Below are 25,666 nucleotides of genomic sequence, written 5' to 3'. Positions count from 1 at the left end.
GCATTGTCGAGAATCGCTGTTGGTGGGAAACTCCCGGTCTCTAGCAAGGAGGCCAAAATGCCCAACACTTTCAAGACCGGTGACATCGTCAGGCTAAAATCCGGAGGCCCGGAGATGACGGTGAGTGATGGCGCTGCCTCGGGCACGTATCTGTGCCACTGGTTCAACCGTGACGGCGACGTCTGGACCCCGCAACATGCCGGCTTCAAGCCGGATCAGCTGATGGTGGTCGACGAACGGAAATAGTTTCGCTCACCCTCGTTCCCGATCGGCTCCGGCCCGGCTTCTTGCCGGACTCTTGCTAATTGTCTCGTCAGAAACGACCGACGGATTTTCCCTGTTGCCGCGTTTAACGGCTGAAGCGTGGCCGCCAATGGCCATGCGCAACCGGAGACGAGAGCATGATCCGCCGTTCGATATTTGTCGTTGCCCTTGGCCTGCAGGCCGCCGCGGCCGCCCAGACAGCGACGCCTGCCACCGCGCCGGCGCAGCCGGCGCCAATCGCGTCCGCCTCCGCCAGGCCCGGCATTACCCTGGAAAAGTTCGAGGCGCGCCGGGAAAAGACTTTCATGCGGGCGGACACCGACGGCGACGGCAAGGTCAGCCTCGCCGAGTGGACGGCGTTCCAGACCCAGCGCAAGGCCAAGGGCGATCCGGCCAAATCCTTCGCGCGGATGGACGCCAACAAGGACGGCTTCGTCGACAAATCGGAGCTCGACGCCTTCTTGGCCAAGCGCTTCGCCAGGCTCGACAAGAACGGCGATGGCGTGATGAGCGCCGAGGAACGGCCGGGCCACAAAACCGCTCCCAATCAGGAGCAATGACCGAGAGGTTATGCAGCACGATGATCATTGGGAGCGCCCCGATTGATGGGCGCCGATCCGGACGAGGAACTGGTACGGCGCATCGGTGCCGGCGATCAAGCCGCCGTGCAGGCGATGGTGGCGCGCAAGCTGCCGCGCCTGCTTTCGCTCGCCACCCGCATGCTCGGCGATGCCGCCGAGGCCGAGGACGTCGCCCAGGAGACCTTCGTGCGCATCTGGCGTCATGCCTCGGGCTGGCGCCAGGGTCATGCGCGTTTCGACACCTGGGTCCACCGGGTGGCGCTCAACCTCTGCTACGACCGGCTGCGGCGGCGCCGCGAATGGGTGACGGACGAACTGCCGGAGGCGGCGGATGAGGCACCGCTTCCCGACGCCGGAGACGAAGGCCGGCGCGTCCAGCAGGCGCTGCTGCGCATCGCGCCGCGCCAGCGCGAGGCGATCGTGCTCGTCTATTATCAGGAGATGTCCAACATCGAGGCCGCCGGCGCCATGCAGGTCAGCGTCGATGCGCTGGAAAGCCTGCTCGCGCGGGGTCGACGCTCGCTGCAAGCCATGCTCATCGGAGATGGCGATGACTGAGCAGCTGGCGGCGGTTGGGACCCGTGGAAGGGGAAACGAGATGGCTGACGAAAGAAAGGCCGCTGACGGGGCGATGAGTGTCCAACGCTTCGCTGCACTTGCGGACGCCTATGGCAGCGCCCTGCATCGCTGGCCGCGGGCCGACCAGGCTGCCGCCACGCTGTTTGCGGAGAGCGAAGAGGGTCGCGCCATTCTGGCGACCGCCGGCAGGCTCGATGCCATTCTCGACCGTCATCACGTCGAGGCCCCAAGCCGGACGCTGCATGGCGAGATTGTCGCACGGGCCACCACGCAGCTCAGCCAGGGGCGGCGCCGCCGGTTTTGGTGGCTGGGCTTTGGACTTGCCGGCGTCGGCCTTGCCGGCGCCGTGGTCGGGCTGGCGCTGGTCACCGTTGTCACGCCAGATGCCACGTCCGACCACTATGTGATGGATGCCAACGCAACGTCGTTCGGCGATGCCGGTCCCGACGCCGACACGGAGGACCTATGAGCGCTCGTCTTTTCGCGGCATCGCTGGTGCTGAACGTCTTCCTGATCGGTGCCGTCGCCGGCGGTGCAGGCTGGCTGATCGGCCGTTCCGGAGGCGGCTATTCGCTGGAATCGGCCGGCGGTCAGCTTCCCGCCAGCGACCGCAAGGTATTCCGCCAGGCGCTGCGCGAGGTTCGGCGCGAGTCGCGCGCAGTCATCCTCGACGGACAGCAGGCGCGGCGTGAGGCGGCCAACCTCTTGCAGCAGCCGACGCTCGACGCCAACGCTCTGGCCGCAGCCCTGGAGCGGGCGCGCAATGCCGACGCCACCATCCGCAGCCGGCTGGAACAGCGCATCGTCGAATTCGCCGCGTCGAGCCCGCTAGATGACCGTAAGCTGCTGGCCGACGCCCTATTGCGTCATGTCGGCAGGCAGCGGCCCATCCCGGCAAAAAATACGCCATAAGAGCGACGGAAAGCGCCGGCCGTCTCCGTTCAAAGAAAAAGAGGGACACGCCTGCCGCCACGCGAACGCGACGTGGCCGGTTCAACCTCGAGAAACTTCGGAGTATCCCATGAATGGTCTGACGAAATATTCTGTTGCGGCTGCGCTTGCCATCGGCGGGACTGCCGCGGCAAGTGCAGCCTCGGCAATGCCGCTTGCGGCGCCTGCGGCGCCTGCGATTGTCGAGCATGTGGCCTGGGGCTGCGGCCCCGGCTGGCACCCCAACCGGTGGGGTCGCTGCGTGCCCAACCGCCGCGTGATCTATCCGGGCTATTACTACTGGGGTGGCCCAAGCGTCTATATCGGCCCGGCCTGGCGTCCGTGGCACGGCGATCGTTACTGGCGCCGCTGGTAAGCCCCTGCCGGCCTCATCATGCCGACTCCGGCGTCATAAGGCCTTTCGACCGTGGATATTGCCGCCGACGCGACCTGCGTCGGTCCCCGACGGAGGCTCTGTTGGCTCTATCCGTTCCAAATGCCGTTCCGCCCGATCCAGCCTTGGTCGCGCTCAACCGCTTCGGGCTTGGCGCGAAACCTGGTGACGATCTCGGCAAGATTGCGGCCGATGCGAGCGGTTATCTGAAGGCCGAGCTCGAGCTGTTGGATGTCGCGCTTGTCTCGGCCGACGATTCAAAAAATGCCGGCTTGTTGGACAGCACCGCCGCGATCCAGGCCAGCATGGCTGCCGCCGCGGAGCGCAAGGCAGCGCGGGAGAAGCCAGCGCCCGCCATGCAGCCTGCGGCAGACACTTCGGACGGCTCAGCCGAGGCAAAACGCAAGTCAGGCGTGCCGCCGGTCGAGGCCGATATCTATCGGGATGAAGCGCAAGCCCGTTTCGACAAGGCGCTCGGTGCCGCACCGGGCTTTGTCGAAAGACTGGTCGGTTTCTGGTCGAACCATTTCTGCGTCTCGACCGCCAAGGGCCAACTCGTGCGGGCCTGCGCCGGCGCTTTCGAGCGCGAGGCTGTCCGCCCCTTCGTGCTCGGCCGCTTCGCCGACATGCTGCTGGCCGTCGAGCATCACCCGGCGATGCTGTTCTACCTCGACAACCGACAATCGGCCGGACCGGATTCGCGCGCCGGAAAAAGGCGCGGCCGCGGCCTCAACGAGAACCTCGCCCGCGAGATCCTGGAATTGCACACACTGGGCGTCGACGGCGGCTATAGCCAGGCGGATGTCACGAGTTTCGCGGGAGCGCTCACCGGCTGGACGATGGCCGGGCGGAAGGGCCGCCTCGGAGAGCCCGGCACATTTGTGTTCGACCCCGATGCGCATCAGCCTGGCGAGGCGGTGCTGCTCGGCAAGACCTACCCGGCCGGCGGCATGGTCCAGGCCGAGGCCGCGCTCAACGACATCGCCCGCCAGCCGGCGACCGCGCGCCACATCGCTACCAAGCTTGCCCGCCATTTCATTGCCGACGATCCGCCGGCGGCTGTAGTCGACCGCCTTGCCGAGATCTTCACCAAGACGGACGGCGACCTGCGCGCGCTCGCGCTTGCACTGGTCGATCTGCCTGAAGCCTGGTCGCTGCCGCTGACAAAATTGCGCTCGCCGTTGGACTATGCCGTAGCGGTCCGGCGGGCGATCGGCTCCACCACCGGGAAAGAGCCGCAACGAACGCTGCGCTGGCTAAGGGCGCTGGGCGAGCCGCTCTGGCAACCGCCCGGGCCGAACGCTTTTCCGACCGGACGGATAGCTGGGCGTCCGCCGAAGACCTCAAGACGCGCCTCGACATCGCCTGGCAAGCGGCTCGTCAGGCGAGCGACATCGGCAATCCCGATGACATGCTTTCCGCCGTGATCGGCGCCTCCGCCTCGGCCGAGACGCGCCAAGCGATCGCGCGCGCCGAGTCCAAACAGCAAGGCCTGGCGCTGCTGCTGATGGCGCCGGAATTTCAACGCCGGTGAACAATGGAGAAGCGGCATGAGTCTTCTTTGTGAAACGCCGAATCCATCTCGGCGCGCCGTGCTGACGACAGGCGGCGCGCTGTTTGCCTGGGCCTGTCTGCCACGCTTCGCCCGCGCCGCCGACCATCGCGATCCGCGCCTGATCGTCATCATATTGCGCGGCGCGCTGGATGGGCTGTCGACGATCGGCCCGCTCGGTGACCCCGACTATGCCGGCCTGCATGGCGACATCGCGCTGTCGCTCTCCGGCGCCAATGCGGCGCTGCCGCTCGACAGCTTCTTCGCGATCAATCCCGCGATGCCGGTGTTCGCGCGGCTGTTCAAGGCAGGTCAGGCGGCCGCGGTGCACGCGGCCGCGACCGGCTACCGCGACCGCTCGCATTTCGACGGCCAGGATGTGCTGGAGAGCGGCCTGCCGGGCCCTGGCAACGCCACAACCGGTTGGCTGAATCGGGCGATAGCCAGCCTCCCGGCAGGTGAAAGAGTGGCCAAGCTCGGCGGGCTGGCGGTGGGCCCATCGATGCCGCTGGTGATCCGTGGCGCAGCACCCGTGCTCGGCTGGGCGCCGCAGGCGCTGCCGACGCCCAGCGATGCGCTGGCGGAGCGTGTGCTCGACCTCTACAACCATCGCGACCCGGTGCTGGCAGCGGTGCTGCAGAAGGGCCTCGACGCCGACCGCATGGCGATGAGCGACCAGCTCGATGGCAGCACGATGAAACCCCGCGGCGGCCTCGCCAACGCTGCCGGCATGCGCCAGTCCGCGCAAGGCGCGGCGAAACTGATGGCGGCCGACGACGGGCCGCGCATTGCGGCGCTGGCCTTCGACGGCTGGGACACGCATGTCAACGAGGGCGGCGCCACCGGGCGGCTCGCCAAGCTGCTCGGCGGCCTCGATGGCGCCTTCGAGGAATTCGAGAAAGGGCTCGGCGAGCGCTGGAAGGACACCGCGATCGTCGCCATCACCGAATTCGGCCGCACCGCCCGCGTCAACGGCACCGTCGGCACGGACCACGGCACCGGCACGGTAGTGCTGCTCGCCGGCGGCGCGATCAAAGGTGGCCGCGTCATCGCCGACTGGCCGGGGCTGAAGCCGGCTCAGCTCTACCAAGGCCGCGACCTCGCGCCAACCAGCGATGTGCGCGCGGTGCTGAAGGGGTTGCTTGCCGAGCAGTTCGGGCTCTCCGCCGCCGTGCTCGGCGACAAGGTGTTTCCGGAGTCAGGAGGGGTGAAGCCGATGCGGGATTTGGTGGCGTGAGCCTCGACTTTGCCCATCGGTGACAGGTGCGGCGTCTGCTGTCATTCGTCATTGTCGGGCGGAGCAAGGAAGCGAAGCGACGCATGCAGATCCTAGCATCCATCCTGTGAAGTTGAGGCGTCGCTGCGAGGCAGAATTCTGCTCCGCTGGATTCTACGATTAAAGGTAACGGCATGGATGGGTCTCCGCGTCCGCTTCGCTCCCGCTCCGCCCGTGGATGACGAAGCCGAGGGACTTCAGCAAATTAGTCTAGGACCGCTTTCGGGAAGCCCTCCGACATGACTGCCTCGTGTAAGTCGAAAAAGCCCGCGCCGTTGCCGGCGCGGGCGTCGATGGCGATCCGACAGCGATCACCAGCTCCAATAGCCGGGATGCCAGCGGTGGTGATACCGGAAGCCCGGATGCCAGTGGCGCACGGGCCGGATGAACCGGCGACCGTTCGGCACGCATCTGCCCCAGTGATTCACGTGCCAACCAGGACCGCAGCGCCAGCCGATCGTCTCGACCGGCAGCGGCGCAGCGCTGGGCTTTGCCATCGGCATGGCCTGCGCGCCGGCGGAGAGCATCAAAGTGCCGGCGGCCAATGCGAACGGCAGCAAATATTTGGTGAGCATAAAGTTCGTCTCCGTGATTCATCCCTACCGCCGTGAAACGGACGACAGGGTCGAAATCCGTCGGAGGAGGATGGATCACATCCTCGTTATCGGGCGGCGTCGTCGAGCGTCGCCACGGTCTTCAGCGCGCCGTCGAGCACGTCGCCCTTTTCGTCCTTCAGCGCCGCTTCGCGCAGGCGGCGGATCCAGTCGGCGGCGTCTTCGCGGCCCTCGAGCATGACAAGCGCCGAGAGCACGCGGTCGAATTTCGACTGGGCACGGGCGTGGGTGTCGCTGTAGCCCTTGATCAGGCGGCGGCAATTCAGGATCTCCAGCCCAAGCGCATAGTTTTCGCGCGCATGGGCAAGCGCCAAGCCGTACCAGCGCTCCAGATGCTCGACCTCGACCTTGTGGCGCAGCAGGCGGCGGCGCCAGCGGCGCAGGCCGCCGATGAACCAGAGCATGGCGAAACCGGTGAAACTGTCGGTGCGGATATGGCGGCCGCGGTTGATGCGGCGGTCAAGGAAGGCGGCGAGCTTCGGGCGGTTCTCGATGTAACTGCCGATTGCTAGCGGCAGCGTGCCGCAGAATTCCTCGATGCGCGGATGGAAATATTCAGTGACCTGCAGGACCAAGCCTTCCCTGACACCGACTTCCTTGCGCACGCGCCTGTCGCGGGTCGAACGCGTCTTGAGGTCGGCGACGCGGATCATGTCGTCATAGCACATGGCGTTGGCCAGATGTTTCGCCGCCGCGACCGACAGCGCATGGCCACGCTCCGCATTGTCCAGCGCGATCGCCTTGTCCAGCCGGTCGAGATATTCGCCGCCATAGGCGATGTCCTGGAAGTCGACGACCTTCCTCAGGCCGCGCTCGGTCATGTCGCGCACCGGCGCGGGCAGCGCCGCAACGCGGGCGACGAGTTCCTGCCAGCCCTTCAGCAGCGTTTCGGGACCACTGATCTTCGCCGTTGGTGTGGTGTCGGGAGCGGCAGGCTTCCCGGTTGCGTTATCCCCGGCTGTCGCGACCGCGATGCCGCGCGCCCGGTCATAGGCGGCGCCGAAGGCGGAAAGGCTGGCCTTCACGCCACGGCCACCGGCGCCGATCGCCTGCTCGTAGTTTTCGCGCGCGAAGGGCAGCGCGTCAGAACCGGCCAGCGCGCCGAGCAGGCTGGCCGAGATCATCGTGCCGTGCTCGGCGGCGATCTTTTCCATGTCGAAGGCGATGAAGCGCTTGGCGGCCGCCTCGGCCGTCGCATGCACCTTTTCCGACGAGGCGCGGCCGTCGCCCGGCTCGATCTTTTCCGAGACGGCGGCGATGCGGTGCGAGGAGGCGATCAGCGTCGTGCGCTCGGGCGTGACGAAACCGCGGATGATGGCGCGGCCAGCCTCCATCAGCTCGGCGGCGATCAAGATGTCGACGTCGCCCTGCGACGGCGACAGCGCGAAGACCGGCAGCCGGCCGGTGTCGCGGGCCATCTCGATGTAATAGATCGTGGCCCCCGTGCGCTGGGCGACTCCCGCCACCGACGTCGATTGCGCAATGTAGCCGCTGCGCTCGGCGACGTCGGTGATCCAATCGGCGAGCACGCCGCCGCCCTGGCCGCCGACGGCAAGCACGGCGAGTTTTATCACCCGCTCGTCATCAGAGGCGCCCGGCTTCGGGCGCAGCGGTGAAGCCTGCTCAAGCATCGGCGAACATCAAACGGCGACTCTCGCGGCGGCGCTGCAACCGGCCGATCGCGGCGCGGCGCGCGCTTTCCAGGAAACGGTCCCAGCGGCTCGGATTGTGCACGACATCGGCGCGGTAGAAGGAGGGACAGAGCACGGCCGCATCCGCCACCTCGCCGCAATTGCCGCAGCCGACACAGTTCTGGTCGATCGAAGCGACCGGATCGTCGCGCAGCGGATCGTCGAGCGACTTCACCGAGAGCGACGGACAGCCGGAGAGCCGCATGCAGGCGTGGTCGCCGGTGCAGACGTCCTCGTCGACGCCGAATTTCGGCTTGACGACCCGCTCGCCGCCCTTGACCGCCTTGTCGACCAGCGGCCTCTCGCGGCGCTGGCGGTTCAGCATGCATTCGGACGAGGCGACGATGACCTTCGGCCCCTTCTCCTCGGTGGTCAGCGCCTCGCGCAGCGTGTCGCGCATCTTGCCGACGTCATAGGTGCGGTCGATGTGGCGCAGCCATTTGACGCCCATGCCTTTCACCGCTTCGGTGATCGGATGTTTTGTGGACTTGGTGCGGTTCGAGGCGCGCGAGGACAGGATGTCCTGGCCGCCGGTGGCGGCCGAGTAAAAATTGTCGACGATGACGATGACGCCGTCATTCTTGTTGAAGACGGCGTTGCCGATCGAGGAGGTGAGACCGTTATGCCAGAAGCCGCCGTCGCCGACGAAGGAGATCGAGCGGCGTTTCGCTTCCGGCGAATTGAAGGCTGAAGCCGAGGCCGGCCCGAGGCCGTAGCCCATGGTGGTGGCGCCGAGCTCGAAGGGCGGCATGATCGAGAACAGGTGGCAGCCGATGTCGGAAGCGATGTGGTGCTTGCCAAGCTCCTGCTCGACCAGCTTGGTCGCAGCGAAGATCGGCCGCTCCGGACAGCCGACGCAGAAGCCCGGCGGGCGGCCGGGAACGACATTGATGAGATCGGCCGTGTCGACGCCCTCGCCCAGCTTGTTCGGCGCGCGAACCTCGCCGGGCAGCAGATGCGGAGCATAGGCGCGCAGGAAGGAGCCAATGCCGTCCAGCATCACCTGCCCGGTATATTCGCCGGCCATCGGCAGATGCTCCTTGCCGACCAGCTTGGTGCCGCGCCCTGCCTTGTGCAGCATCGCGGCAAAGGCCTGCTCGATATAGTTGGGCTGGCCTTCTTCGACGACCAGCACCGCCTGTTTGCCCTCGCAGAAGGAAAGGAACTCGTCATCGACGAGCGGATAGACGGCGTTCAGCACATAAAGCGGCACGTCGGTGTCGCCATAGGTGTCGGCAAGGCCGAGCCGCTGCAGCGCGCGGACGACCGAATTGTACATGCCGCCCTGCATGACGATGCCGATCGAGCCATTGTCCGGCCCAAAGACCTCGTTGATCTTGCGGCTCTTGATGAAATCGACCGCCGCCGGCCAGCGCTTTGCGACCTTCTCCTTCTCGTGCAGGAAGGAGGCAGGCGGCAGCACGATGCGGCCGGTGTCGCGGCGCGGGGCCGACAGCGCATCGGCAACCGACATAGGCGGCCGCTTGTTATCCTTGGCGATGAAGTGGCCATGGACGTGGCAGCAGCGGATGCGCACCTGCAGCATGACCGGCGTGTTGGAGGCCTCCGACAGCTCGAAGCCATCCTCGACCGCCTTGACGATCGAGGGCAGGTTCGGGCGCGGATCGAGCAGCCAGACCTGGCTCTTCATGGCGAAGGCGTGGCTGCGCTCCTGCATGATGGAGGAGCCCTCGCCATAGTCCTCGCCGACGATGATCAGCGCGCCGCCGGTGACGCCGCCCGAGGCGAGGTTCGCCAAAGCGTCCGAGGCGACATTGGTGCCCACCGTCGACTTGAAGGTGGCGGCACCGCGGATCGGGTAGTGCACGGATGCGGCAAGCATGGCGGTGGCCGTTGCTTCCGAGGCGCTCGCCTCGAAGTGCACGCCGAGCTCGCCCAGAATGTCCTGCGCGTCGGCGAGCACATCCATCAGATGGCTGATCGGCGCGCCCTGGTAGCCGCCGACATAGCCGACGCCGCATTGCAGCAGCGCCTTGGTGATGGCGAGGATGCCCTCGCCCGCGAATTCCTGGCCGGCGCCAAGCCTCAGCTTTTCAACTTCCTTGGCAAAAGACCGTTCGGCCATCTCTGCCTCCTTCCGTACCGCCGTTTGGACGGCGGCGCGTACGTCAAACTCAAATGTCGTGCTTGCGGATGTTCTTCAGCATCTTCTGCAGAATCGCGATCAGCGCGGCATATTCGGCATCGTCGACGCCGTCGAACATCGCTTCGAAGGCATCATGCATGGCCGGCCAGGCGCGGGTGAAAAGCGCCCGGCCGTCATCGGTCAGGAACACATGGCGGAAGCGGCTGTCGGCGACGCCCTGCTCGCGCCGCACGAGGCCCTGGCCTTCCAGCGCGTCGAGCGTGCGACTCAAGGTCGATTGCTCGATCACCGTATAGACCGAGAGGTCGTTGACGGTGATGCCGTCGGTGACCGAGAGCACGGCCAACGTGCGCACCTGCGGAATGGTCAGGCCCTGCTTGCGAAAGTCTTCTCGCAGGGTGGCGTTGTAGCGGCCCATGATGCGGTTCATCAAATAGGGCGCGAATTGCTGCAGGCCGATCTGGCCGAGGGTCGAGATGCGCTGGCGCTTTTCCGGAAGCTTCTGTTCCATCAGAGCCTCTCCGCCAGCAGGAAGCCGGAGCCGCCGCCGAGCCCCGCGCCCGGGTGCGTCGAGGCGCCGATATGGTAGAGGCCCTTAATGCCTGTCTCGTGATTGCGGCTGGCCTTGAACGGCCGCCACAGGAAGGACTGGTCGATGGTGGACGAGCCGCCATAGGGATCGCCGCCGACCAGATTGATGTTCATCGCTTCCAGATCGGCAGGCGAATAGGCGCGGCGCGCGATGATGCTGTCGCGAAAACCATCGATGTGATGAGCGAGGATCGCCTCGACGCGGTCGGCGTAGGGCTCGCGCAGCGCCTCGCTCCAGCGGCCATCGGCTGGGGCCTCGAGCTTGCCGGCGGCATCGCCCTTGATGTGGCGCGGCGCTTCCGGAAGCTGCAGCCACAGGATTGCCTTGCCCGGCGGACAGCGCGACGGATCGAGCGCGTGGGGCTGGCCGACGCAGATCGTCGGCACTTCCGGCAACAGGCCGCGCACCGCTTCGTTGCAGGCTTTCGACACACCATCGAGTCCCGGCGTCAGATGCAGCAGCGCCACCTTGTCGAGGCCCTCGCCGCGCCAGGCCGGCGGCTTGTTCAGCGCGTAGTGGAGCTGGAAGTTGCCCTTGCCGTAGCGGTAGGACTGCGTGGCCTTGGTTGCTGCGTCGGGCGCATCGTTGCCGAGCAGACGGCCATAGAGCTGCGTCGGCGTGAGCGAGCAGATGATGCCCTTTGCCGCCGTCAGCGCCTCGCCGGAGGCGAGCCGGACGCCGGTGGCACGGCCACCGGCCTGGACGATCGAGGCGACGTCGGCGTTGACGCGGACTTCGCCGCCGCGCTCCTTGATCAATGCCTCGAAGGCGGCGAGCAGGGTCCTCGCCCCGCCCTTGACGATCGGTGCGCCGGCCGCCTCCAGCGCGAAGGCGATGACCTTGGCGATCTGCCCGGAGAAGGCGTCTTCCGGCCCAAGCCCGGCATGCAGCACCCAGGGCGCCCAGAGCGCGCGGACGGTGTCGGACTTGTACGCGGTCTCCAGCCAGCCCCGCGCCGGCACCAGCGCCTCGCCCAGGACGGCGGCAAGCTCGCGCGGACCGCGCCGCCACGCCTCGCCGGCCATGAGCTTCGTCGTCGGATAGGACCAGAGCGCGCCACCGAGCAGGCCGAAGAGCAGTCCGGCATTGCGTTCGATGTCGCCGACATCGCCGCCATGACGGTCGCCATCGCCGGAGGCAAATGCGTTCAGCGCCGCGATATTGGCGGCCCGGTCGGTGGTGAGCACGGCATGGCTGCCATCGGGCCGAAGCACGCCGGTGGGTGTGGTCGTGTGACAGAATTCCAGGCCGTGCCGCGCAAGATCCTTGCCGAGCGCGGCATAGGCCGGCGAGGTGATGAACAGGACGAAGGTCGTCGCCATCACGTCATGGACGAAGCCGGGCGCCGTGATCTCATCGGTGCGCATGCAGCCGCCGATGCGGTCGTTGCGTTCGAGCACGAGCACCTTGGCGCCCTTGGCGCCAAGCATCGCCGCGCAGACCAGGGCGTTGATGCCGCTGCCCACGATGATGTGATCGGCAGCGGTCATTGCGCACTCGCAATCGAGAAGTGAACGTCAATCGCACTAAGGCGAGTTCCTTCGCGCCCCCCTCTGTCCTGCCGGACATCTCCCCCACTTGGGGGGAGATTGGCAGTTTCGGCGCCCTGCTCAATCCTACGACGTCGGAGATTGGCGAAAGCGGAGGTGACGTGCAATCTCCCCCCTTGTGGGGGAGATGTCCGGCAGGACAGAGGGGGGCGCCGTAGAGCGCCAGCGTCGCTCCGATCCCACCTCTCCACTACTCCATTGCGCGCGAGCATGATCTTCTCCCGAAGACCGCCACCTCGCCTATTGGCCCGGCACCAGCGCCAGGGCGCGGATCGGGCTGCCGGTGCCGTGCTCGATCTTGAGCGGGGCGGCGATCAGGATCGCGCCTTTCGGCGGCAGCTGGTCGAGGTTGCAGAGGCTGGCCAGCCCATAGCGATTGGCTTTGTGCATCAGCGTGTGCGCCGGGAAAGGCGGCTCCATGCCGCCGGCCTTGCCGGCATCGGTGCCGATCGTCTCCGAGCCCCAGCCCTTGATGTCCTTGCTGATCAGGAACTGGATGGCTTCCGCTGTGGGTCCGGGCGTGTGCGGGCCGGTCTCGTTGGCGTTGAGGAAGTCGGCTTCCGAACCGTTGCGCTTGTACCAGTCGGTGCGCATCACCACCCATTCGCCGGCATTGATGGTGCCATGCTTGGCCTCCCACGTCTTGATGTGGTCGACGGTGAGAAGGAAATCGTGATCGGCGGCGGCTTCCACTGAGCAGTCGATGACATTGACCGGACCGACGAAATTCTGCGCCGGGATGGTGTCGGTGGCGCCGTCCGGATAGTCCTTGCCGGTGATCCAGTGCTGCGGCGCGTCGAAATGCGTGCCCGAATGCTCGCCGAGCTTCAGCCAGTTCCAGGCCCACCACGGACCATTCTTGTCATACTTTGAAATGGGGTGGATCTCGACCTTCGGCGTGTCGACGGCGAGTTCCGGCGGCAGCTTGATTAGCGGCGTGTTGGGCCCGAGCGGCGCCGACAGGTCGACCACCTTGATGGCGCCCGAAAGCAGCTGGCCGGCGACCTCGCCGAGGAGTTTCTGCGTGTCCATTGTCTTCGTTCCCTCTTGTTCGTGCTCATCAAGGCTCGTTGCGGCCCTTAATATCCTACTAGACGAAAACATATGCATCTGCAATTATCTTTAAGCATAAAGCATTTTGGGGCAGGGCGTGAGCGAGTTCGACGCCATCTTTGTCGGGGCGGGCCACAACAGTCTGGCCTGCGCCGCGCATCTGTCGCTCAAAGGCTGGAAAACCGCAGTTTTCGAGCGCAACACAACTATCGGCGGCGCGGTCCGGACCGCGGAATACACGCTTCCCGGTTTCAGGCACGACTTCGGCGCGATGAACCTGAGCCTGTTCGCTGGCTCGGCCTTCCACCGGAAATATGCAAATGAATTGAAAAGCCACGGGCTGGAATTCGCGCCCGTCACCGATTGTTTCGCCAGCGCCTTCCCGGATGGGAATTGGTTCGGCGTCAGCAACGATCTCGAAAAGACCGCGGCGCGGCTCGCCGCCTTCTCCGCGGCCGATGCCGCTACATGGCGTCGGCTGGTCGGCGCCTTCCCGGGCGAGGCGGAGCACCTGTTCCGGCTGCTCGGATCGCCGATGAACCCGCGGGCGCTCGCCGGCACGGCCTGGAATCTTTGGCGCAAGAAAGGCATTGGCGGCGCGCTCGATACCGGCCGCTTCTTGCTGTCCTCACCCCGCGCGTGGCTCGAGGACAATTTCGAGACGCCGCATGTGCAAGCCACGCTCGCCGCCTGGGGCATGCATCTCGACTTCGCGCCCGACATCGCCGGCGGCGCCGTGTTCCCCTATCTGGAATCAATGGCCAACCAGAGTTTTGGCATGGTGCTCGGCAAGGGCGGCGCCGACACCATCATCCGCGCGCTTGTCGGCATGGTCAAAGCGGCCGGTGGCAAGATCATGGCCGGCGCGGAGGTGGCGGAGATCACCGTCGCCGGCGGCCGCGCGACCGGCGTGCGGCTCGCCTCCGGCGATTTCCATGTCGCCAGTAAGGCCGTCATTGCCGGCGTCGCGCCCAAGGCGCTGACTGGCAAGCTGCTGCTGGACGGATCCGGCGATGCCGGCTTTGACGCGGCGATGAAAAAGTTCCGCCATGCGCCGGGCACGATGATGATCCATCTGGCACTGGACGATCTGCCGGACTGGAGCGGCGGCGCCGAGCTTCGCCACTTCGCCTATGTGCATCTGGCGCCGTCGCTCGATGCCATGTCGCGGACCTACCAGCAGGCGATGGCGGGCACCTTGCCCGACCAGCCGGTGCTCGTCGTCGGACAGCCGACTGCCGTCGATCCGTCGCGGGCGCCAGAAGGCAAGCACGTTCTCTGGGTCCAGGTGCGCGTGCTGCCGGCAGAAATCCTTGGCGATGCCGCCGGCAAGATCGCGCGCGGTTCCTGGGACGCGGTCAAGGACGCCTATGCCGAGCGCGTGCTCGACATCATCGAGAGCTATGCGGCTGGTTTGCGCCAGAAGATCCTCGGCCGCGCGATTTTCTCGCCGCTCGACCTCGAGCGCGAGAATCCGAACCTCGTCGGCGGCGACCAGATTTGCGGCAGCCACCATTTGGCGCAGAACTTTCTCTTCCGTCCGGCGCGCGGCTTCGCGCGCTGGAACACGCCGGTGTCAAACCTCTACCTCACCGGCGCCGCGACATGGCCCGGCGCCGGCACCGGTGCCGGATCCGGCTTCATGCTGGCGCAACAGCTGGGAGGGCACTAGCAGCAGAATTCCAGGATGGACAAGGCGCGGTTGCCCACCAGACCTTGCGAATGAACAACGCCGCGCGACAATGAAAGTCAAAAACCGACAACCAACAAGGGGAACGACCATGACCATCAACAGACGCGATTTGCTTGGGTTTGGCGCAGCAGCGCTTGGCGCGGCGACACTCGGACTGCCGAAGGCAGCCAAGGCGGCGGACGAGCTCACCATCGCCTACAACGTGAACCTGCCATCCTGGGACCCGACGACCGGGCCTTCGGCGGTGAACCCGACCATCCAAGGCCTCTACCAGTCGGTGTTCGACCAGTTCATCCCGCAGAAGCCGGACCTTTCCTTCACACCCGGCCTGCTCACCGAATGGGGTTGGAACGACGATCGCAGCAAGGTGACGATGACGGTCCGCGACGGCGTGAAATGGCATGACGGCTCGCCCTTCACCGCCGAGGACGTTGTCTGGTCGCTGCAGCGGGCGGGCGACGAGAAGACCGGCAATCCGATCCAGTTCGTCTGGAAGAACGTCAACAACTTCAAGATCGACGGCAACAAGATCACCGCCGACGTCGTGCAGTTCGATCCGGTCTATTTCAAATGGATGTCTTTCCTGACCGGCTACATCATGCCGAAGGCCTATTACGAGAAGGTAGGCGCGGAAGGCTTCGAGAAGGCGCCGATCGGCACCGGGCCCTATATGGTCGACAAATTCGAGCGCAACGCCTTCCTGCGGCTGAAGGCAAATCCGAATTACTGGGGTGCCAAGCCAGCCTTCGAGAACGTGACGATCAAGTTCGTCACCGACGCGGCAAGCCGCGTCGCCGAGGTCGAGTCCGGCTCCTCGCAGGTGACGCTCGAAATCCCCTATGAAGAATATGACCGGCTGATCGCCAAGGACGGACTCGCCGGCTCGATCAAGAATGTCTCCGACATCGGCATGATCTTCTTCAACGACATCGAGGCGATGCTCGACAAGAACGTCCGCCAGGCGGCTGTGATGGCGGTGGACAAGGAGCTCTTGGTCAAGCGGCTGCTGCGCGGCTACGGCCAGCCGATCGCCACGCTGGAGACGCCGGAATACACGGCCTTCGACGCGTCGATCAAAGTCGAGCACAATCCGGAAAAGGCCAAGGAACTGCTCGCCGCTTCAGGGTATTCGCCCAAGAAGCCGGTCAAGTTCACCATCCAAACGACCAAGGGCTTCAAGCCCAAGGATTATGAGATGATCCAGGCGATCGTCGGCATGTGGCGCAAGGTCGGCATCGAGGCCAATATCGAGGTCTACGAGATCGCCAAGCATTACGAGCTGCGGGCCGCCGACAAGCTGGCGCCGGCCGCCTTCTACAACTGGGGGAATGCGATCGGCGATCCGACCACCTCGACCGGCTTTGCCATGTATGGACCTAGCCCGCATTCGGTGTGGGACAGCCAGGACCTGATCGACATGATCAATCCGCTGTGGGGCGAGAAGGACGAGGCCAAGCGCATCGCCGGCTGGAAGGCCGTCGACAAATACATCGCCGAGCAGGCCTATGTGCTGCCGCTGATGCAGTATGCTCAGCCGATCGTGCACTCGAAGAAGGTCAATGTCGTGCAGCATGTATCGGGCGCGCTGCTGCCGGCGCTGATGACCCCGGCCTGATGACATCTGAGAAGCTGCGCTGGCGCAGCGCACCTTCTCCAACGACGCAGGCCCCCTCGTCCGGCCGGTGAGGGGCCGAATGCATTAGGCTCAGCGAGCATGCTGCTGCAGAGATTTCTTGTTCGTCTGATGACGATGCTGGTCACACTGTTCGGCGTCGCCGTCGTCGTCTTCGTCGTCATCCGCGTGGCGCCCGGCGACCCGATCGCGATGATGCTGCCACCCGGCGCCAGCAATGACGACATAGCGCGTCTGCGCGCGCTCTATGGGCTGGACAAGAGTATTGCGCAGCAGTTCTTCATCTGGCTCGCCGGCGTGCTGCATGGCGATTTCGGCACTTCGATCTCGCTGCGCCAGGATGTGCTCGGCCTCGTCTTCAACCGGCTGCCGGCGACGTTGGAATTGGCCACCGTCGCGCTGTTGATGGCGGTGGCGATCGGCGTCTCCGCTGCGATCCTCGGTGCGCGTTCGCGTGGCACGGCCGTCGAAGCCGGCATCGACATCGCCAGCGGCGCGACGCTCTCCATCCCCGATTTCCTGTGGGGCTTGGTGCTGATCCTGCTGTTCGGCGTGCTCATCCCGGTGTTCGACATTTCCGGTCGAGTGTCACCGCAACTCGACCTGCCCTTCGTCACCCAGTTCTATCTCGCCGAGAGCATTCTCAGGCTCCGCTTCGACCTCACCTGGGACCTGCTCAAGCACATGCTGATGCCGGCGATCGCGCTGGCGTTGCCGCTGGCGGCGATCATCGCGCAACTCCTGAAACAGTCGCTGAAGGAAGTGCTCGACCTCGACTATGTCGTGCTCGCGCGGGTCAAAGGCTTTTCCGAAACGCAGGTTATCCTGCGCGAGGCGTTGAAGAACGCGGCGCTGCCAACGCTGACGCTGGTGGGCGTGCAGTTCACCTTCCTGATCGGCGGCACGGTCATCGTCGAGCGGCTGTTCTCCTATGAGGGTCTCGGCAATATGGCGATCGATGCCGTCATCAACCGCGACCTGCCGCTGATCCAGGGCATCGTGCTGGTCTTCGCGCTGCTCTTCGTGCTGATCAACCTTGCCGTCGACATGATGTATGCGCTGCTCAATCCGAGGCTGCGTCATGGATGAGGCGCGCATTTCGCGACGGCGCTTCAGCCCGCGGCTATGGCTGGCCGGCGGCTGGCTTCTGCTGGCGCTGCTTGCGGCCATCTTGGCGCCGCTGATCGTACCGCAAGATCCGCTGGCGCAGGACCTGATGCTCGAGCGTCTGCCGCCCTTCTGGCTCGATGGCGCCGAGCCCGGCTATTGGCTGGGCACCGACAGCCTCGGCAGGGATCTCCTGTCACGGCTGATCTTCGGCGGCCGCATCGCCTTCATCGTCGCCTTCGCCGCGGCGGCGTCCGCCTGCATCATCGGCTCGGCGCTCGGGCTCATTGCCGGCTATTTCGGCGGTTGGGCCGACCGCGTCATCTCGCGCATCGTCGATGTCTGGATGGCGTTCCCGCCGGTGCTGTTCGCGATCCTCCTGGTCGCGGTGCTGGGCACCGGCTTGAGCTCCGTCATCATCGCCATCGCCGTCATCGACTGGACGCGCTTCTGCCGCGTGATCCGCGCCGAGGCGATGAGTCAGGCGCGCATGGACTATGTCGAGAGCGCGCGCATCGCCGGCTATGGCCGCATCGGCATCATGCTGCGCGAAGTCCTGCCCAATGTGCTGCCGTCGGTGGTGGCGCTCTTGTCGCTTGAGATGGGCATCGCCGTCATCGTCGAGGCGATCCTCTCCTTCGTCAATCTGTCGATCTCGAGCGACGATCCGACCTGGGGCGGCATCATCGCCGAGGGCCGGCTGTCGATCCACCAGGCCTGGTGGGTGCTGGTGTTCCCGCTGATTACATTGATCCTCACCGTGCTGTCCTTCAGCCAGTTCGGCGAAGGATTGAAGGCGCGATTCGATCCGGTGCTGCGATGAGCGCCAATATGGAACCATGCCTCGAAATCCGCTCCTTGAGCGCCGTGCTGTCCAACGGCCAGCGCGTGCTGCGCTCGGTGTCGCTCACCGTGCAGCCGGGCGAAGTCCGCGCGCTGGTCGGCGAGAGCGGCGCCGGCAAGACGATGATTGGCAAGGCGGTGCTCGGCGTGCTGCCGAAGAGCGTGCGCATCGTCGAGGGCGAGATGCTGATCGAGGGCGAGGATCTCGGCCGCCTCGATGCGAAGGCGCGGCGGACGCTGATCGGCGCGCGTACCGCGCTGATCCCACAGGACCCGCTCACCGCGCTCAACCCGTCGCGCCGCATCGGCCCGCAGATGACCGACCGGCTGGTGCGCATCCTCGGCTGGAGCGGTGAGAAGGCAGACAAGCGTATCCGGCAGTTGCTCGACGAGGTGCAGATCCGCGAGCCCGAACGTGTTCTGAAATGCTATCCGCACGAGCTCTCCGGCGGCATGCGCCAGCGCGTGCTGATCGCGGCCGCCTTCGCCGCCGAGCCCAGGCTGATGGTCGCCGACGAGCCGACGACGGCGCTGGACGTGACCGTGCAGAAGCAGATCCTGCGCCTCATCGCGCAATTGCAGCGCAACCACGGCACGGCGCTTCTGTTCGTCACGCACGATCTCGGTGTCGTCGCCAAGATCAGCCAGAAAGTGTCGGTGCTCTATGCCGGCAAGGTGGTCGAAGAAGCCGCGACCGCTGACCTCTTCGCATCGCCGCAGCACCCCTACACGCGGGCGCTGATCGCGGCGACGCCGCGCTATACCGATCCCTACGCATCGCTGAAGCCGGTGAACGAAACCGTGCTGGCCGGGCTCGCGGACGAGATCGCGGGCGCCGACAGGGCGTGGAGGCCAAGCCATGGCTGAGCCACTGTTTTCCGTCCGCGGGCTGAAGGTGGCGCTGCCCGACATGACGCGCAAGCCGCTGATCGGCCGGGCGCCACTGGCCGAGATCCTCAAAGGACTGGACTTCGACCTGCCCAAGGGATCGGTGACCGGCATCGTCGGCGAATCCGGTTCCGGCAAGTCGACGCTCGGCCGCGCGCTGGTGCGGCTGATCGAGCCGAGCGCCGGCTCGATCAGCTTCGAAGGGCGAGACATCGGCCATCTTTCGGAAGCGGAGCTCAGACCGCTGCGTCGCGACCTGCAGATGATCTTCCAGGACCCGATGTCCTCGCTCAACCCGCGGCACACCATCTTCAACATCATCGCGGCACCCTTGAGGCAGAACGGGCTTGGCGACCGGCTGAAGGAGCGCGTGGCGGAAGCCCTGCAACGCGTCGGCCTGCCGCAGAGTTTTGCCGGCCGCTACCGCCACGAGCTGTCCGGCGGGCAACGCCAGCGCGTCGGCATCGCACGGGCGCTGGCGCTGTCGCCGAAATTCGTTTTGGCCGACGAGATCGTCTCGGGCCTCGACGTCTCGACGCAGGCACAGATCCTGACGCTGCTGGAAAAGCTCGCGGCCGAGATGGGGCTGACGGTCGCCTTCATCAGCCATGATCTGTCGGTGATCCGGCGGCTCTGCCGGCAAGTCATCGTCATGCGCGAGGGAGGGATCGTCGAAGCCGGCGCAACCGACGCGCTCTTCGACAATCCGAAGGAGACTTACACGCGCGACCTGCTCGCTGCCATCCCGCTGCCTGAGATCGATGCGGACTGGCTGCAGCCGCCTGCAAAGGCACCGGCATGAGAAAGGCAAACCTTGTCCGCACACCGAACAGCGGGCCTCGGATGTGCATGGGAGCAAAGTCAGCCCGCCAAAGGAGGGTGACATGAAATACGCCACAAGCGGCGCAATGGTCGGCGCAATCCTGTTCGGCTCAATGGGAACGGCTTCGGCCGACTCGATCCCCGGCATGCGCGGCCACGACCATACCGGCGTCACCGTGCCCGACATGAAGCAGGCCGTCGACTTCTTCACCAATGTGGTCGGTTGCAAGAAGGCGATGTCCTTCGGCCAGTCGCCGACGACAAGGGCACCTTCATGCAGGACCTGCTCGGCGTCGATCCAAAAGCGGTAATCGAGGAGATCACCCTGGTGCGCTGCGGCTATGGATCGAACATCGAATTGTTCAAATACACCGCGCCCGACCAGAAGGACCTGACGCCGAAGAACAGCGACATCGGCGGCTTCCATATCGCCTTCTATGTCGACGATGTCGCCGCCGCGAAGGCCTATCTCGACGCCAAGGGCGTGAAGACCAGGATGGGTCCTCTGCCGGTCAAAGAAGGACCGGCCGCCGGCCAAACCATCCTCTATTTCCAGGCGCCCTGGGGACTGCAGCTGGAAGCGATCAGCTATCCCGACGGCATGGCTTACGAGAAAGGCGCCGAGACGGTGCTGTGGAGTCCCAAAGATCCAGCCAAGTGAGCTGATCGCGCCGCAATTGTTCAATTATGAAACTTTAAGCTTGAAATAATTGCCGGCAGGCGCGATACTGATGTTGGAATCGCCGGCCCCTCGGCGGTCCCGGGTGCCCTTTGAGCGTTTGACGCAATTCCGGACGGAAACCGCTACGCACTTTTCCTGGAATTGCTCTAGAGGAGATCGCAAGACATGAAGGTTGCGGTTCTCGGCGGCGGACCGGCCGGCCTCTATTTTGCCATTTCGCTGAAGCTGCGAGACGCCGCGCATGACGTGACGGTCTACGAGCGCAACCGCCCCGACGATACGTTCGGCTGGGGTGTGGTGCTGTCGGCCGAAACGCTGGAGAACCTGACCAGGAACGACCCTGTCAGCGCGGTCTGGATCAGGAAGCATTTTGCCTACTGGGACGACATCGCCGTCATTCATGACGGCGTGCGCACGGTGTCGACCGGCCACGGCTTCTGCGGCATCGGCCGCAAGCGGCTTTTAATTCTGCTCCAGCGCAGAGCGCGCGAGCTCGGCATCAAGATGATGTTCGAGACCGAGATTTCCGATCCCAGGCCGTTCATGGAAACGCACGACCTTGTCGTTGCGGCTGACGGATTGAACTCGAAGTCGCGCGCCACCTTCGCCAACGTTTTCAAGCCCGACATCGACACGCGCAAATGCAAGTTCGTGTGGCTCGGCACCACGCAGAAATTCGACGACGCGTTCACCTTCATCTTCGAAAGGACGCAGCATGGCTGGGTGTGGGCGCATGCCTACCAGTTCGACAGCGAGACCGCGACCTTCATCGTCGAATGCAGCGAACAGACCTGGGCTGCCTTCGGTTTCGGCGCGATGACGCAGCAGGAATCGATCGCGGTCTGCGAGCGCATTTTCGAAAAGCATCTGGGCGGCCATCCGCTGATGACCAATGCCAACCACATCAGAGGTTCGGCCTGGATCAACTTCCCGCGCGTGCTTTGCGAGCGCTGGTCTTACAAGAATCTGGCGCTGATGGGCGACGCGGCGGCATCGGCGCATTTCTCGATCGGCTCCGGCACGAAGCTGGCCCTGGAAAGCGCAGTCGCGCTCGCCGACTATGTCGAGTCCGAGTCCGACCTCGAAGCGGCCTTCCGCAAATACGAAGATGCTCGCCGCACCGAGGTGCTGAAACTGCAATCGGCGGCGCGCAACTCGCTCAAATGGTTCGAGGAAGTCGAACGTTATCTCGGGTTGGATCCAGTTCAATTCAACTATTCGCTGCTCACCCGCTCGCAGCGCATCAGCCACGAGAACCTTCGTCTGCGCGATGCCGAATGGCTGGCGGGCGCGGAGGAATGGTTCCAGCGCAAGGCCGGCGCCGGCGGCAACATGCTGCGCCGCGCGCCGATGTTCGCGCCATTCAGACTGCGCGAGATGGCGCTCACGAACCGCATCGTCGTCTCGCCGATGGCCCAGTACAAGGCGGTCGACGGCTGCCCGACCGACTGGCATTTCGCCCACTATGCCGAGCGCGCCAAGGGCGGGGCCGGGCTCGTTTATATCGAGATGACTTGCGTCAGCCCGGAGGGACGCATCACCCCTGGCTGCACCGGCTTCTACCAGCCCGAGCATGAGGTCGCCTGGAAGCGGCTGGTCGATTTCGTCCACGCCGAGACCGAAGCCAAGATCTGCGCCCAGATCGGCCATTCAGGCCCGAAGGGCTCGACCCGCCTCGGCTGGGAAGGAACGGACGAGCCGCTGCCGTCCGGCAACTGGCCGGTGATGGCGCCTTCAGCCGTGCCGTGGTCGCCGCAGAATCAGGTGCCGAAGGCGATGAACCGCGCCGACATGGACCTTGTGCGCGACCAGTTCGTCGCCTCGGCGGAGATGGCCGAGCGCTGCGGCTTCGACATGCTGGAGATCCATGCCGCGCATGGCTATCTGCTCTCCGCCTTCATCACGCCGCTGACCAACAGGCGCACCGACGACTATGGCGGCTCGCTGGAGAACCGCATGCGCTATCCGCTGGAGATCTTCCACGCGGTGCGCGCCGTGTGGCCGGCCGAAAAGCCTATCTCGGTGCGCATCTCGGCCAATGACTGGGTGGGCATCGAAGGCGTCACGCCGGCCGATGCGGTCGAGATCGCCAAGCTTCTGCATCAAACCGGCGTCGATCTCTGCGACGTCTCGGCCGGCCAGACCACGATCGCCGCGAAGCCGGTCTATGGCCGCATGTTCCAGACGCCGTTCTCCGACCGCATCCGCAACGAGGTCGGCATGGCGACGATGGCGGTCGGCAACATCTACGAGCCGGACCACGCCAACTCGATCCTGATGGCAGGACGCGCCGATCTGGTGGCGCTGGCCCGGCCGCATCTCAGCGATCCCTATTGGACGCTGCATGCGGCCGTCACCCTCGGCGACCGCGGCGTCAAATGGCCGGATCCTTATCTGCGCGGACGCGACCAGATCTACCGGCTGGCCGAACGCGAAGCGGCGGCAGGGCTGAAGGTATGAGCGCATTTATGTTTTCACGTCGGCGCCGCCCCTCATCCGCCTGCCGGCACCTTCTCCCCGTGAAGGACGGGGAGAAGGCACAAGCTCAAACGCTGGCGGCCCGCTCTCCCCGTCCTTCACGGGGAGAGGGTAAGGATGAGGCGCAGCGCCTTGCCTGGAGGACTGGCGCATGATTGCCGGCAAGCATGCGCTGGTCACCGGCGGCGGCTCCGGCGTCGGCCGTGCGATCGCACTGTCGCTGGCGGAAGCCGGCGTCGCCGTCACCATCTGTGGCCGCCGCAAGGCCGCGCTGAATGAAGTCGCGAAGGCAAACGACCGCATCTTCGGCATCGGCGCCGATGTCACCGACGAAGCCGACATGACGGCGCTGTACGAGAAGGCCGAGGCGGCGCGCGGTCCCTTCGAGATCGTCGTCGCCAATGCCGGGATGGCTGTCAGTGCGCCGGCGCACAAGACCTCGCTCGCCGACTGGCAGCGCTCGCTCGACGTCAACCTCACCGGCGCCTTCCTGGCGGTGCAGCCGGCGCTTGGCGGCATGCTGGCGCGGAAGACAGGCCGTATCGTTTTCATTGCCTCGACCGCCGGACTGAAGGGCTACGCGTATGTCGCGCCCTACGTAGCGGCCAAGCATGGCGTCGTCGGGCTGATGCGGGCGCTCGCAGCCGAGACCGCCAAGTCCGGCATCACCGTCAACGCCATCTGCCCGGGCTTCGTCGAAACCGACATGCTGGAGGAATCCATCCAGCGCATCGTCGAGAAGACCGGCCGTTCCGCCGATGAGGCACGCGCGAGCCTTTCGGCTGCGAACCCGCAGGCGCGTTTCATCCAGCCGGAAGAGGTCGCCGCGGCGGTGCTCTGGCTCTGCGGCGATGCGGCGCGGTCGATCACAGGACAGGCGATCTCGGTCTCGGGAGGCGAGACATGGTAGCGGGACCGACGTCTATCGGGCCGGGCAAGGACAGGCTGCGGCTGTGGATCCGCCTGCTGCGTGCTTCGCGCACGATCGAGGCCGAGCTGCGCGAGCGGCTGAAGAAGGAGTTCGACACCACGCTGCCGCGCTTCGACGTCATGGCGGCGCTCTACCGCTCGCCGGAGGGCATGCTGATGAGCGACCTGTCGCGATTCCTGCTGGTGTCGAACGGCAATATCACCGGCATCGTCGACCGGCTGGTCTCCGAAGGGCTGGTGACGCGCGCGCGCCGCAACGGCGACCGCCGCACCTCGATGGTGCGGCTGACCGAAGAAGGTTCGAAGTCTTTCGCGGCAATCGCCGCGGCGCATGAGAACTGGGTCGGCGAGCTCCTCGGCACTGTCAGCGAGGACGAAGCGCGCCGGCTGACCGGCATGCTGAAATCGTTCCGCAGCAATTGGGAGGGACGCGAATGAGCGCCATGGCCAAGCTCAAGCCGAAGCACTTCCTCTGGGAGGTGGAAGGCAGGGTCGCGAAGGTCCGGCTCGACCGGCCGGAGCGCAAGAACCCGCTGACCTTCGACAGTTATGCGGAGCTGCGCGACACTTTTCGCGATCTCGCTTACGCCGATGATGTCGATGCCGTGGCGTTCCTGCCCAACGGCGGCAATTTCTGCTCGGGCGGCGATGTCCACGACATCATCGGACCCCTGGTCAAGATGGACATGAAGGCGCTGCTCTCCTTCACGCGCATGACCGGCGACTTCGTCAAGGCCATGCTGAATTGCGGCAAGCCGATCATCGCGGCGGTGGATGGCGTCGCCGTCGGCGCCGGCGCGATCATCGCCATGGCCTCCGACATCCGCATCGCGACGCCGGAAGCAAAGACCGCCTTCCTGTTTACCCGCGTCGGCCTCGCCGGGTGCGACATGGGCGCCTGCGCGATCTTGCCCCGCATCATCGGCCAGGGCCGCGCCGCCGAGCTGCTTTACACCGGCCGCACCATGAGCGCGGCCGAAGGCGAGCGTTGGGGCTTCTACAATCGGCTGGTCGATGCAGCGGCGCTCGAGGCCGACGCGCTCGAGATGGCAGCGCGGATCGTCTCCGGCCCGACCTTCGCGCATTGCATCACCAAGACGCAGTTGAACCAGGAATGGTCGATGGGTCTCGACCAGGCGATCGAGGCGGAAGCGCAGGCACAGGCGATCTGCATGCAGACCGGCGATTTCGAGCGCGCCTACAAGGCGTTCGTGGCCAAGGAAAAGCCGGTGTTCGAGGGGAAATGAGGATGGCTCTTTTAACGGAGACGTTTGCGGGACAGCGCCCCCCTCTGTCCTGCCGGACATCTCCCCCACAAGGGGGGAGATCAGCTGTCGTCTCTGCCTTCGCCAATCGCCAAGGTCGCAAGAATGAGCGGGGCGCCAAAACTGCCAATCTCCCCCTTTG

At 65.5% G+C, this 25,666-nt stretch carries 24 protein-coding genes and 2 pseudogenes; 20 read left to right on the top strand and 6 right to left on the bottom strand.

Translation table 11 applies throughout. The features are described from left to right. The first annotated feature begins 57 nt into the window (after window positions 1-57). The 9 genes and pseudogenes from EOD29_RS20385 (at window position 58) to EOD29_RS20350 (ending at window position 5,537) form a co-directional block, all read left to right on the top strand. Window positions 58-246, top strand: coding sequence for a DUF2158 domain-containing protein (locus EOD29_RS20385; RefSeq protein WP_067324751.1), 189 nt, complete (start codon window positions 58-60; stop codon window positions 244-246). 155 nt (window positions 247-401) lie between these two features. After that, a complete protein-coding gene (locus tag EOD29_RS20380; protein WP_127247603.1) occupies window positions 402-824 on the top strand; it encodes an acid-shock protein in 423 nt (140 codons plus the stop codon). Between the two features lie 45 nt (window positions 825-869). Then, a complete protein-coding gene (locus tag EOD29_RS20375; RefSeq protein ID WP_067324453.1) occupies window positions 870-1,403 on the top strand; it encodes an RNA polymerase sigma factor in 534 nt (177 codons plus the stop codon). A gap of 40 nt (window positions 1,404-1,443) precedes the next feature. Next, entirely contained in the window at window positions 1,444-1,893 is a 450-nt protein-coding gene (locus EOD29_RS20370; protein ID WP_127239504.1) for a hypothetical protein, read from the top strand. Beyond that, on the top strand, window positions 1,890-2,336 hold the full coding sequence (locus EOD29_RS20365; protein ID WP_067003693.1) for a periplasmic heavy metal sensor: 447 nt from the start codon (window positions 1,890-1,892) through the stop codon (window positions 2,334-2,336). Before EOD29_RS20370 ends, EOD29_RS20365 begins: the two co-directional genes overlap by 4 nt. Window positions 2,337-2,445: 109 nt before the next feature. After that, on the top strand, window positions 2,446-2,730 hold the full coding sequence (locus EOD29_RS20360) for a hypothetical protein (protein WP_067003691.1): 285 nt from the start codon (window positions 2,446-2,448) through the stop codon (window positions 2,728-2,730). Further along, window positions 2,697-4,004, top strand: a pseudogene (locus EOD29_RS20355) (DUF1800 family protein); the annotation flags it as partial. The gene EOD29_RS20360 and the pseudogene EOD29_RS20355, both read left to right, overlap by 34 nt. After that, window positions 3,896-4,282 (top strand): DUF1800 family protein, encoded by a 387-nt coding sequence (locus EOD29_RS37185; RefSeq protein WP_348630431.1) that lies wholly within the window; start codon window positions 3,896-3,898, stop codon window positions 4,280-4,282. The pseudogene EOD29_RS20355 and the gene EOD29_RS37185, both read left to right, overlap by 109 nt. Window positions 4,283-4,298: 16 nt before the next feature. Continuing rightward, complete coding sequence (locus EOD29_RS20350) at window positions 4,299-5,537, top strand: DUF1501 domain-containing protein (RefSeq protein WP_127247602.1); 1,239 nt, start codon at window positions 4,299-4,301, stop codon at window positions 5,535-5,537. Window positions 5,538-5,887: 350 nt separating this feature from the next. On the opposite strand, the gene EOD29_RS20345 is transcribed toward EOD29_RS20350, so the two are convergent. The 6 genes from EOD29_RS20345 to EOD29_RS20315 all read right to left on the bottom strand — a co-directional run bounded on the left by EOD29_RS20345 (window position 5,888) and on the right by EOD29_RS20315 (window position 13,162). Continuing rightward, on the bottom strand, window positions 5,888-6,151 hold the full coding sequence (locus EOD29_RS20345; protein ID WP_127247601.1) for a hypothetical protein: 264 nt from the start codon (window positions 6,149-6,151) through the stop codon (window positions 5,888-5,890). 86 nt (window positions 6,152-6,237) lie between these two features. After that, window positions 6,238-7,821, bottom strand: coding sequence for an indolepyruvate oxidoreductase subunit beta family protein (locus tag EOD29_RS20340; RefSeq protein ID WP_067324445.1), 1,584 nt, complete (start codon window positions 7,819-7,821; stop codon window positions 6,238-6,240). Continuing rightward, window positions 7,814-9,967: an indolepyruvate ferredoxin oxidoreductase subunit alpha gene (locus EOD29_RS20335; protein ID WP_127247600.1), complete on the bottom strand. Its 2,154-nt coding sequence runs from the start codon at window positions 9,965-9,967 to the stop codon at window positions 7,814-7,816. The genes EOD29_RS20340 and EOD29_RS20335 overlap by 8 nt, the downstream gene beginning before the upstream one ends. 49 nt (window positions 9,968-10,016) lie before the next feature. Then, on the bottom strand, window positions 10,017-10,499 hold the full coding sequence (locus tag EOD29_RS20330) for a MarR family transcriptional regulator (protein WP_067324441.1): 483 nt from the start codon (window positions 10,497-10,499) through the stop codon (window positions 10,017-10,019). Continuing rightward, entirely contained in the window at window positions 10,499-12,070 is a 1,572-nt protein-coding gene (locus EOD29_RS20325) for an NAD(P)/FAD-dependent oxidoreductase (protein ID WP_127247599.1), read from the bottom strand. The genes EOD29_RS20330 and EOD29_RS20325 overlap by 1 nt, the downstream gene beginning before the upstream one ends. Before the next feature lie 300 nt (window positions 12,071-12,370). Beyond that, a complete protein-coding gene (locus EOD29_RS20315) occupies window positions 12,371-13,162 on the bottom strand; it encodes a cyclase family protein (RefSeq protein ID WP_127247598.1) in 792 nt (263 codons plus the stop codon). 118 nt (window positions 13,163-13,280) lie between these two features. Between EOD29_RS20315 and EOD29_RS20310 the strand changes: the two genes are divergently transcribed. From EOD29_RS20310 to EOD29_RS20255, 11 genes and pseudogenes are all read left to right on the top strand, one after another. Next, entirely contained in the window at window positions 13,281-14,855 is a 1,575-nt protein-coding gene (locus EOD29_RS20310) for an NAD(P)/FAD-dependent oxidoreductase (RefSeq protein WP_127247597.1), read from the top strand. A 109-nt stretch (window positions 14,856-14,964) separates the two neighbouring features. Continuing rightward, window positions 14,965-16,491 carry an ABC transporter substrate-binding protein gene (locus EOD29_RS20305; protein WP_067324433.1) on the top strand — a complete coding sequence of 509 codons (1,527 nt, stop codon included), beginning with the start codon at window positions 14,965-14,967 and terminating at the stop codon, window positions 16,489-16,491. A 99-nt stretch (window positions 16,492-16,590) separates the two neighbouring features. After that, window positions 16,591-17,598 (top strand): ABC transporter permease, encoded by a 1,008-nt coding sequence (locus tag EOD29_RS20300; protein ID WP_067324431.1) that lies wholly within the window; start codon window positions 16,591-16,593, stop codon window positions 17,596-17,598. Continuing rightward, on the top strand, window positions 17,591-18,439 hold the full coding sequence (locus EOD29_RS20295; protein WP_067324429.1) for an ABC transporter permease: 849 nt from the start codon (window positions 17,591-17,593) through the stop codon (window positions 18,437-18,439). The genes EOD29_RS20300 and EOD29_RS20295 overlap by 8 nt, the downstream gene beginning before the upstream one ends. 8 nt (window positions 18,440-18,447) lie before the next feature. Next, entirely contained in the window at window positions 18,448-19,326 is an 879-nt protein-coding gene (locus tag EOD29_RS20290; RefSeq protein WP_067324747.1) for an ABC transporter ATP-binding protein, read from the top strand. Then, window positions 19,319-20,149: an ATP-binding cassette domain-containing protein gene (locus tag EOD29_RS20285; protein WP_127247596.1), complete on the top strand. Its 831-nt coding sequence runs from the start codon at window positions 19,319-19,321 to the stop codon at window positions 20,147-20,149. Before EOD29_RS20290 ends, EOD29_RS20285 begins: the two co-directional genes overlap by 8 nt. Before the next feature lie 82 nt (window positions 20,150-20,231). Continuing rightward, window positions 20,232-20,830 (top strand): annotated as a pseudogene (locus EOD29_RS20280) (VOC family protein). A gap of 186 nt (window positions 20,831-21,016) precedes the next feature. Further along, window positions 21,017-23,311 carry a bifunctional salicylyl-CoA 5-hydroxylase/oxidoreductase gene (locus EOD29_RS20275; protein WP_127247595.1) on the top strand — a complete coding sequence of 765 codons (2,295 nt, stop codon included), beginning with the start codon at window positions 21,017-21,019 and terminating at the stop codon, window positions 23,309-23,311. Between the two features lie 169 nt (window positions 23,312-23,480). Continuing rightward, the gene (locus tag EOD29_RS20265; protein WP_127247593.1) at window positions 23,481-24,239 is read left to right on the top strand and encodes an SDR family NAD(P)-dependent oxidoreductase; all 759 of its coding nucleotides are present in this window, start codon (window positions 23,481-23,483) and stop codon (window positions 24,237-24,239) included. Next, the gene (locus EOD29_RS20260; protein WP_067324419.1) at window positions 24,233-24,697 is read left to right on the top strand and encodes a MarR family transcriptional regulator; all 465 of its coding nucleotides are present in this window, start codon (window positions 24,233-24,235) and stop codon (window positions 24,695-24,697) included. The genes EOD29_RS20265 and EOD29_RS20260 overlap by 7 nt, the downstream gene beginning before the upstream one ends. Then, complete coding sequence (locus EOD29_RS20255; protein WP_067324417.1) at window positions 24,694-25,506, top strand: enoyl-CoA hydratase family protein; 813 nt, start codon at window positions 24,694-24,696, stop codon at window positions 25,504-25,506. Before EOD29_RS20260 ends, EOD29_RS20255 begins: the two co-directional genes overlap by 4 nt. Window positions 25,507-25,666: the final 160 nt, after the last annotated feature.

This window comes from Mesorhizobium sp. M1A.T.Ca.IN.004.03.1.1 (assembly GCF_003997555.1).
Lineage (GTDB): Bacteria > Pseudomonadota > Alphaproteobacteria > Rhizobiales > Rhizobiaceae > Mesorhizobium.
This window is presented reverse-complemented; position numbering and strand designations above follow the sequence as displayed.

Bases quoted from the DNA above. Each gene is read 5' to 3' on its own strand.
- EOD29_RS20385 (WP_067324751.1), top strand. From the start codon at position 58: ATGCCCAACACTTTCAAGACCGGTGACATCGTCAGGCTAAAATCCGGA.
- EOD29_RS20380 (WP_127247603.1), top strand. From the start codon at position 402: ATGATCCGCCGTTCGATATTTGTCGTTGCCCTTGGCCTGCAGGCCGCC.
- EOD29_RS20375 (WP_067324453.1), top strand. From the start codon at position 870: ATGGGCGCCGATCCGGACGAGGAACTGGTACGGCGCATCGGTGCCGGC.
- EOD29_RS20370 (WP_127239504.1), top strand. From the start codon at position 1,444: ATGGCTGACGAAAGAAAGGCCGCTGACGGGGCGATGAGTGTCCAACGC.
- EOD29_RS20365 (WP_067003693.1), top strand. From the start codon at position 1,890: ATGAGCGCTCGTCTTTTCGCGGCATCGCTGGTGCTGAACGTCTTCCTG.
- EOD29_RS20360 (WP_067003691.1), top strand. From the start codon at position 2,446: ATGAATGGTCTGACGAAATATTCTGTTGCGGCTGCGCTTGCCATCGGC.
- EOD29_RS20350 (WP_127247602.1), top strand. From the start codon at position 4,299: ATGAGTCTTCTTTGTGAAACGCCGAATCCATCTCGGCGCGCCGTGCTG.
- EOD29_RS20345 (WP_127247601.1), bottom strand. From the start codon at position 6,151: ATGCTCACCAAATATTTGCTGCCGTTCGCATTGGCCGCCGGCACTTTG.
- EOD29_RS20340 (WP_067324445.1), bottom strand. From the start codon at position 7,821: ATGCTTGAGCAGGCTTCACCGCTGCGCCCGAAGCCGGGCGCCTCTGAT.
- EOD29_RS20335 (WP_127247600.1), bottom strand. From the start codon at position 9,967: ATGGCCGAACGGTCTTTTGCCAAGGAAGTTGAAAAGCTGAGGCTTGGC.
- EOD29_RS20330 (WP_067324441.1), bottom strand. From the start codon at position 10,499: ATGGAACAGAAGCTTCCGGAAAAGCGCCAGCGCATCTCGACCCTCGGC.
- EOD29_RS20325 (WP_127247599.1), bottom strand. From the start codon at position 12,070: ATGACCGCTGCCGATCACATCATCGTGGGCAGCGGCATCAACGCCCTG.
- EOD29_RS20315 (WP_127247598.1), bottom strand. From the start codon at position 13,162: ATGGACACGCAGAAACTCCTCGGCGAGGTCGCCGGCCAGCTGCTTTCG.
- EOD29_RS20305 (WP_067324433.1), top strand. From the start codon at position 14,965: ATGACCATCAACAGACGCGATTTGCTTGGGTTTGGCGCAGCAGCGCTT.
- EOD29_RS20300 (WP_067324431.1), top strand. From the start codon at position 16,591: ATGCTGCTGCAGAGATTTCTTGTTCGTCTGATGACGATGCTGGTCACA.
- EOD29_RS20295 (WP_067324429.1), top strand. From the start codon at position 17,591: ATGGATGAGGCGCGCATTTCGCGACGGCGCTTCAGCCCGCGGCTATGG.
- EOD29_RS20290 (WP_067324747.1), top strand. From the start codon at position 18,448: ATGGAACCATGCCTCGAAATCCGCTCCTTGAGCGCCGTGCTGTCCAAC.
- EOD29_RS20285 (WP_127247596.1), top strand. From the start codon at position 19,319: ATGGCTGAGCCACTGTTTTCCGTCCGCGGGCTGAAGGTGGCGCTGCCC.
- EOD29_RS20275 (WP_127247595.1), top strand. From the start codon at position 21,017: ATGAAGGTTGCGGTTCTCGGCGGCGGACCGGCCGGCCTCTATTTTGCC.
- EOD29_RS20265 (WP_127247593.1), top strand. From the start codon at position 23,481: ATGATTGCCGGCAAGCATGCGCTGGTCACCGGCGGCGGCTCCGGCGTC.
- EOD29_RS20260 (WP_067324419.1), top strand. From the start codon at position 24,233: ATGGTAGCGGGACCGACGTCTATCGGGCCGGGCAAGGACAGGCTGCGG.
- EOD29_RS20255 (WP_067324417.1), top strand. From the start codon at position 24,694: ATGAGCGCCATGGCCAAGCTCAAGCCGAAGCACTTCCTCTGGGAGGTG.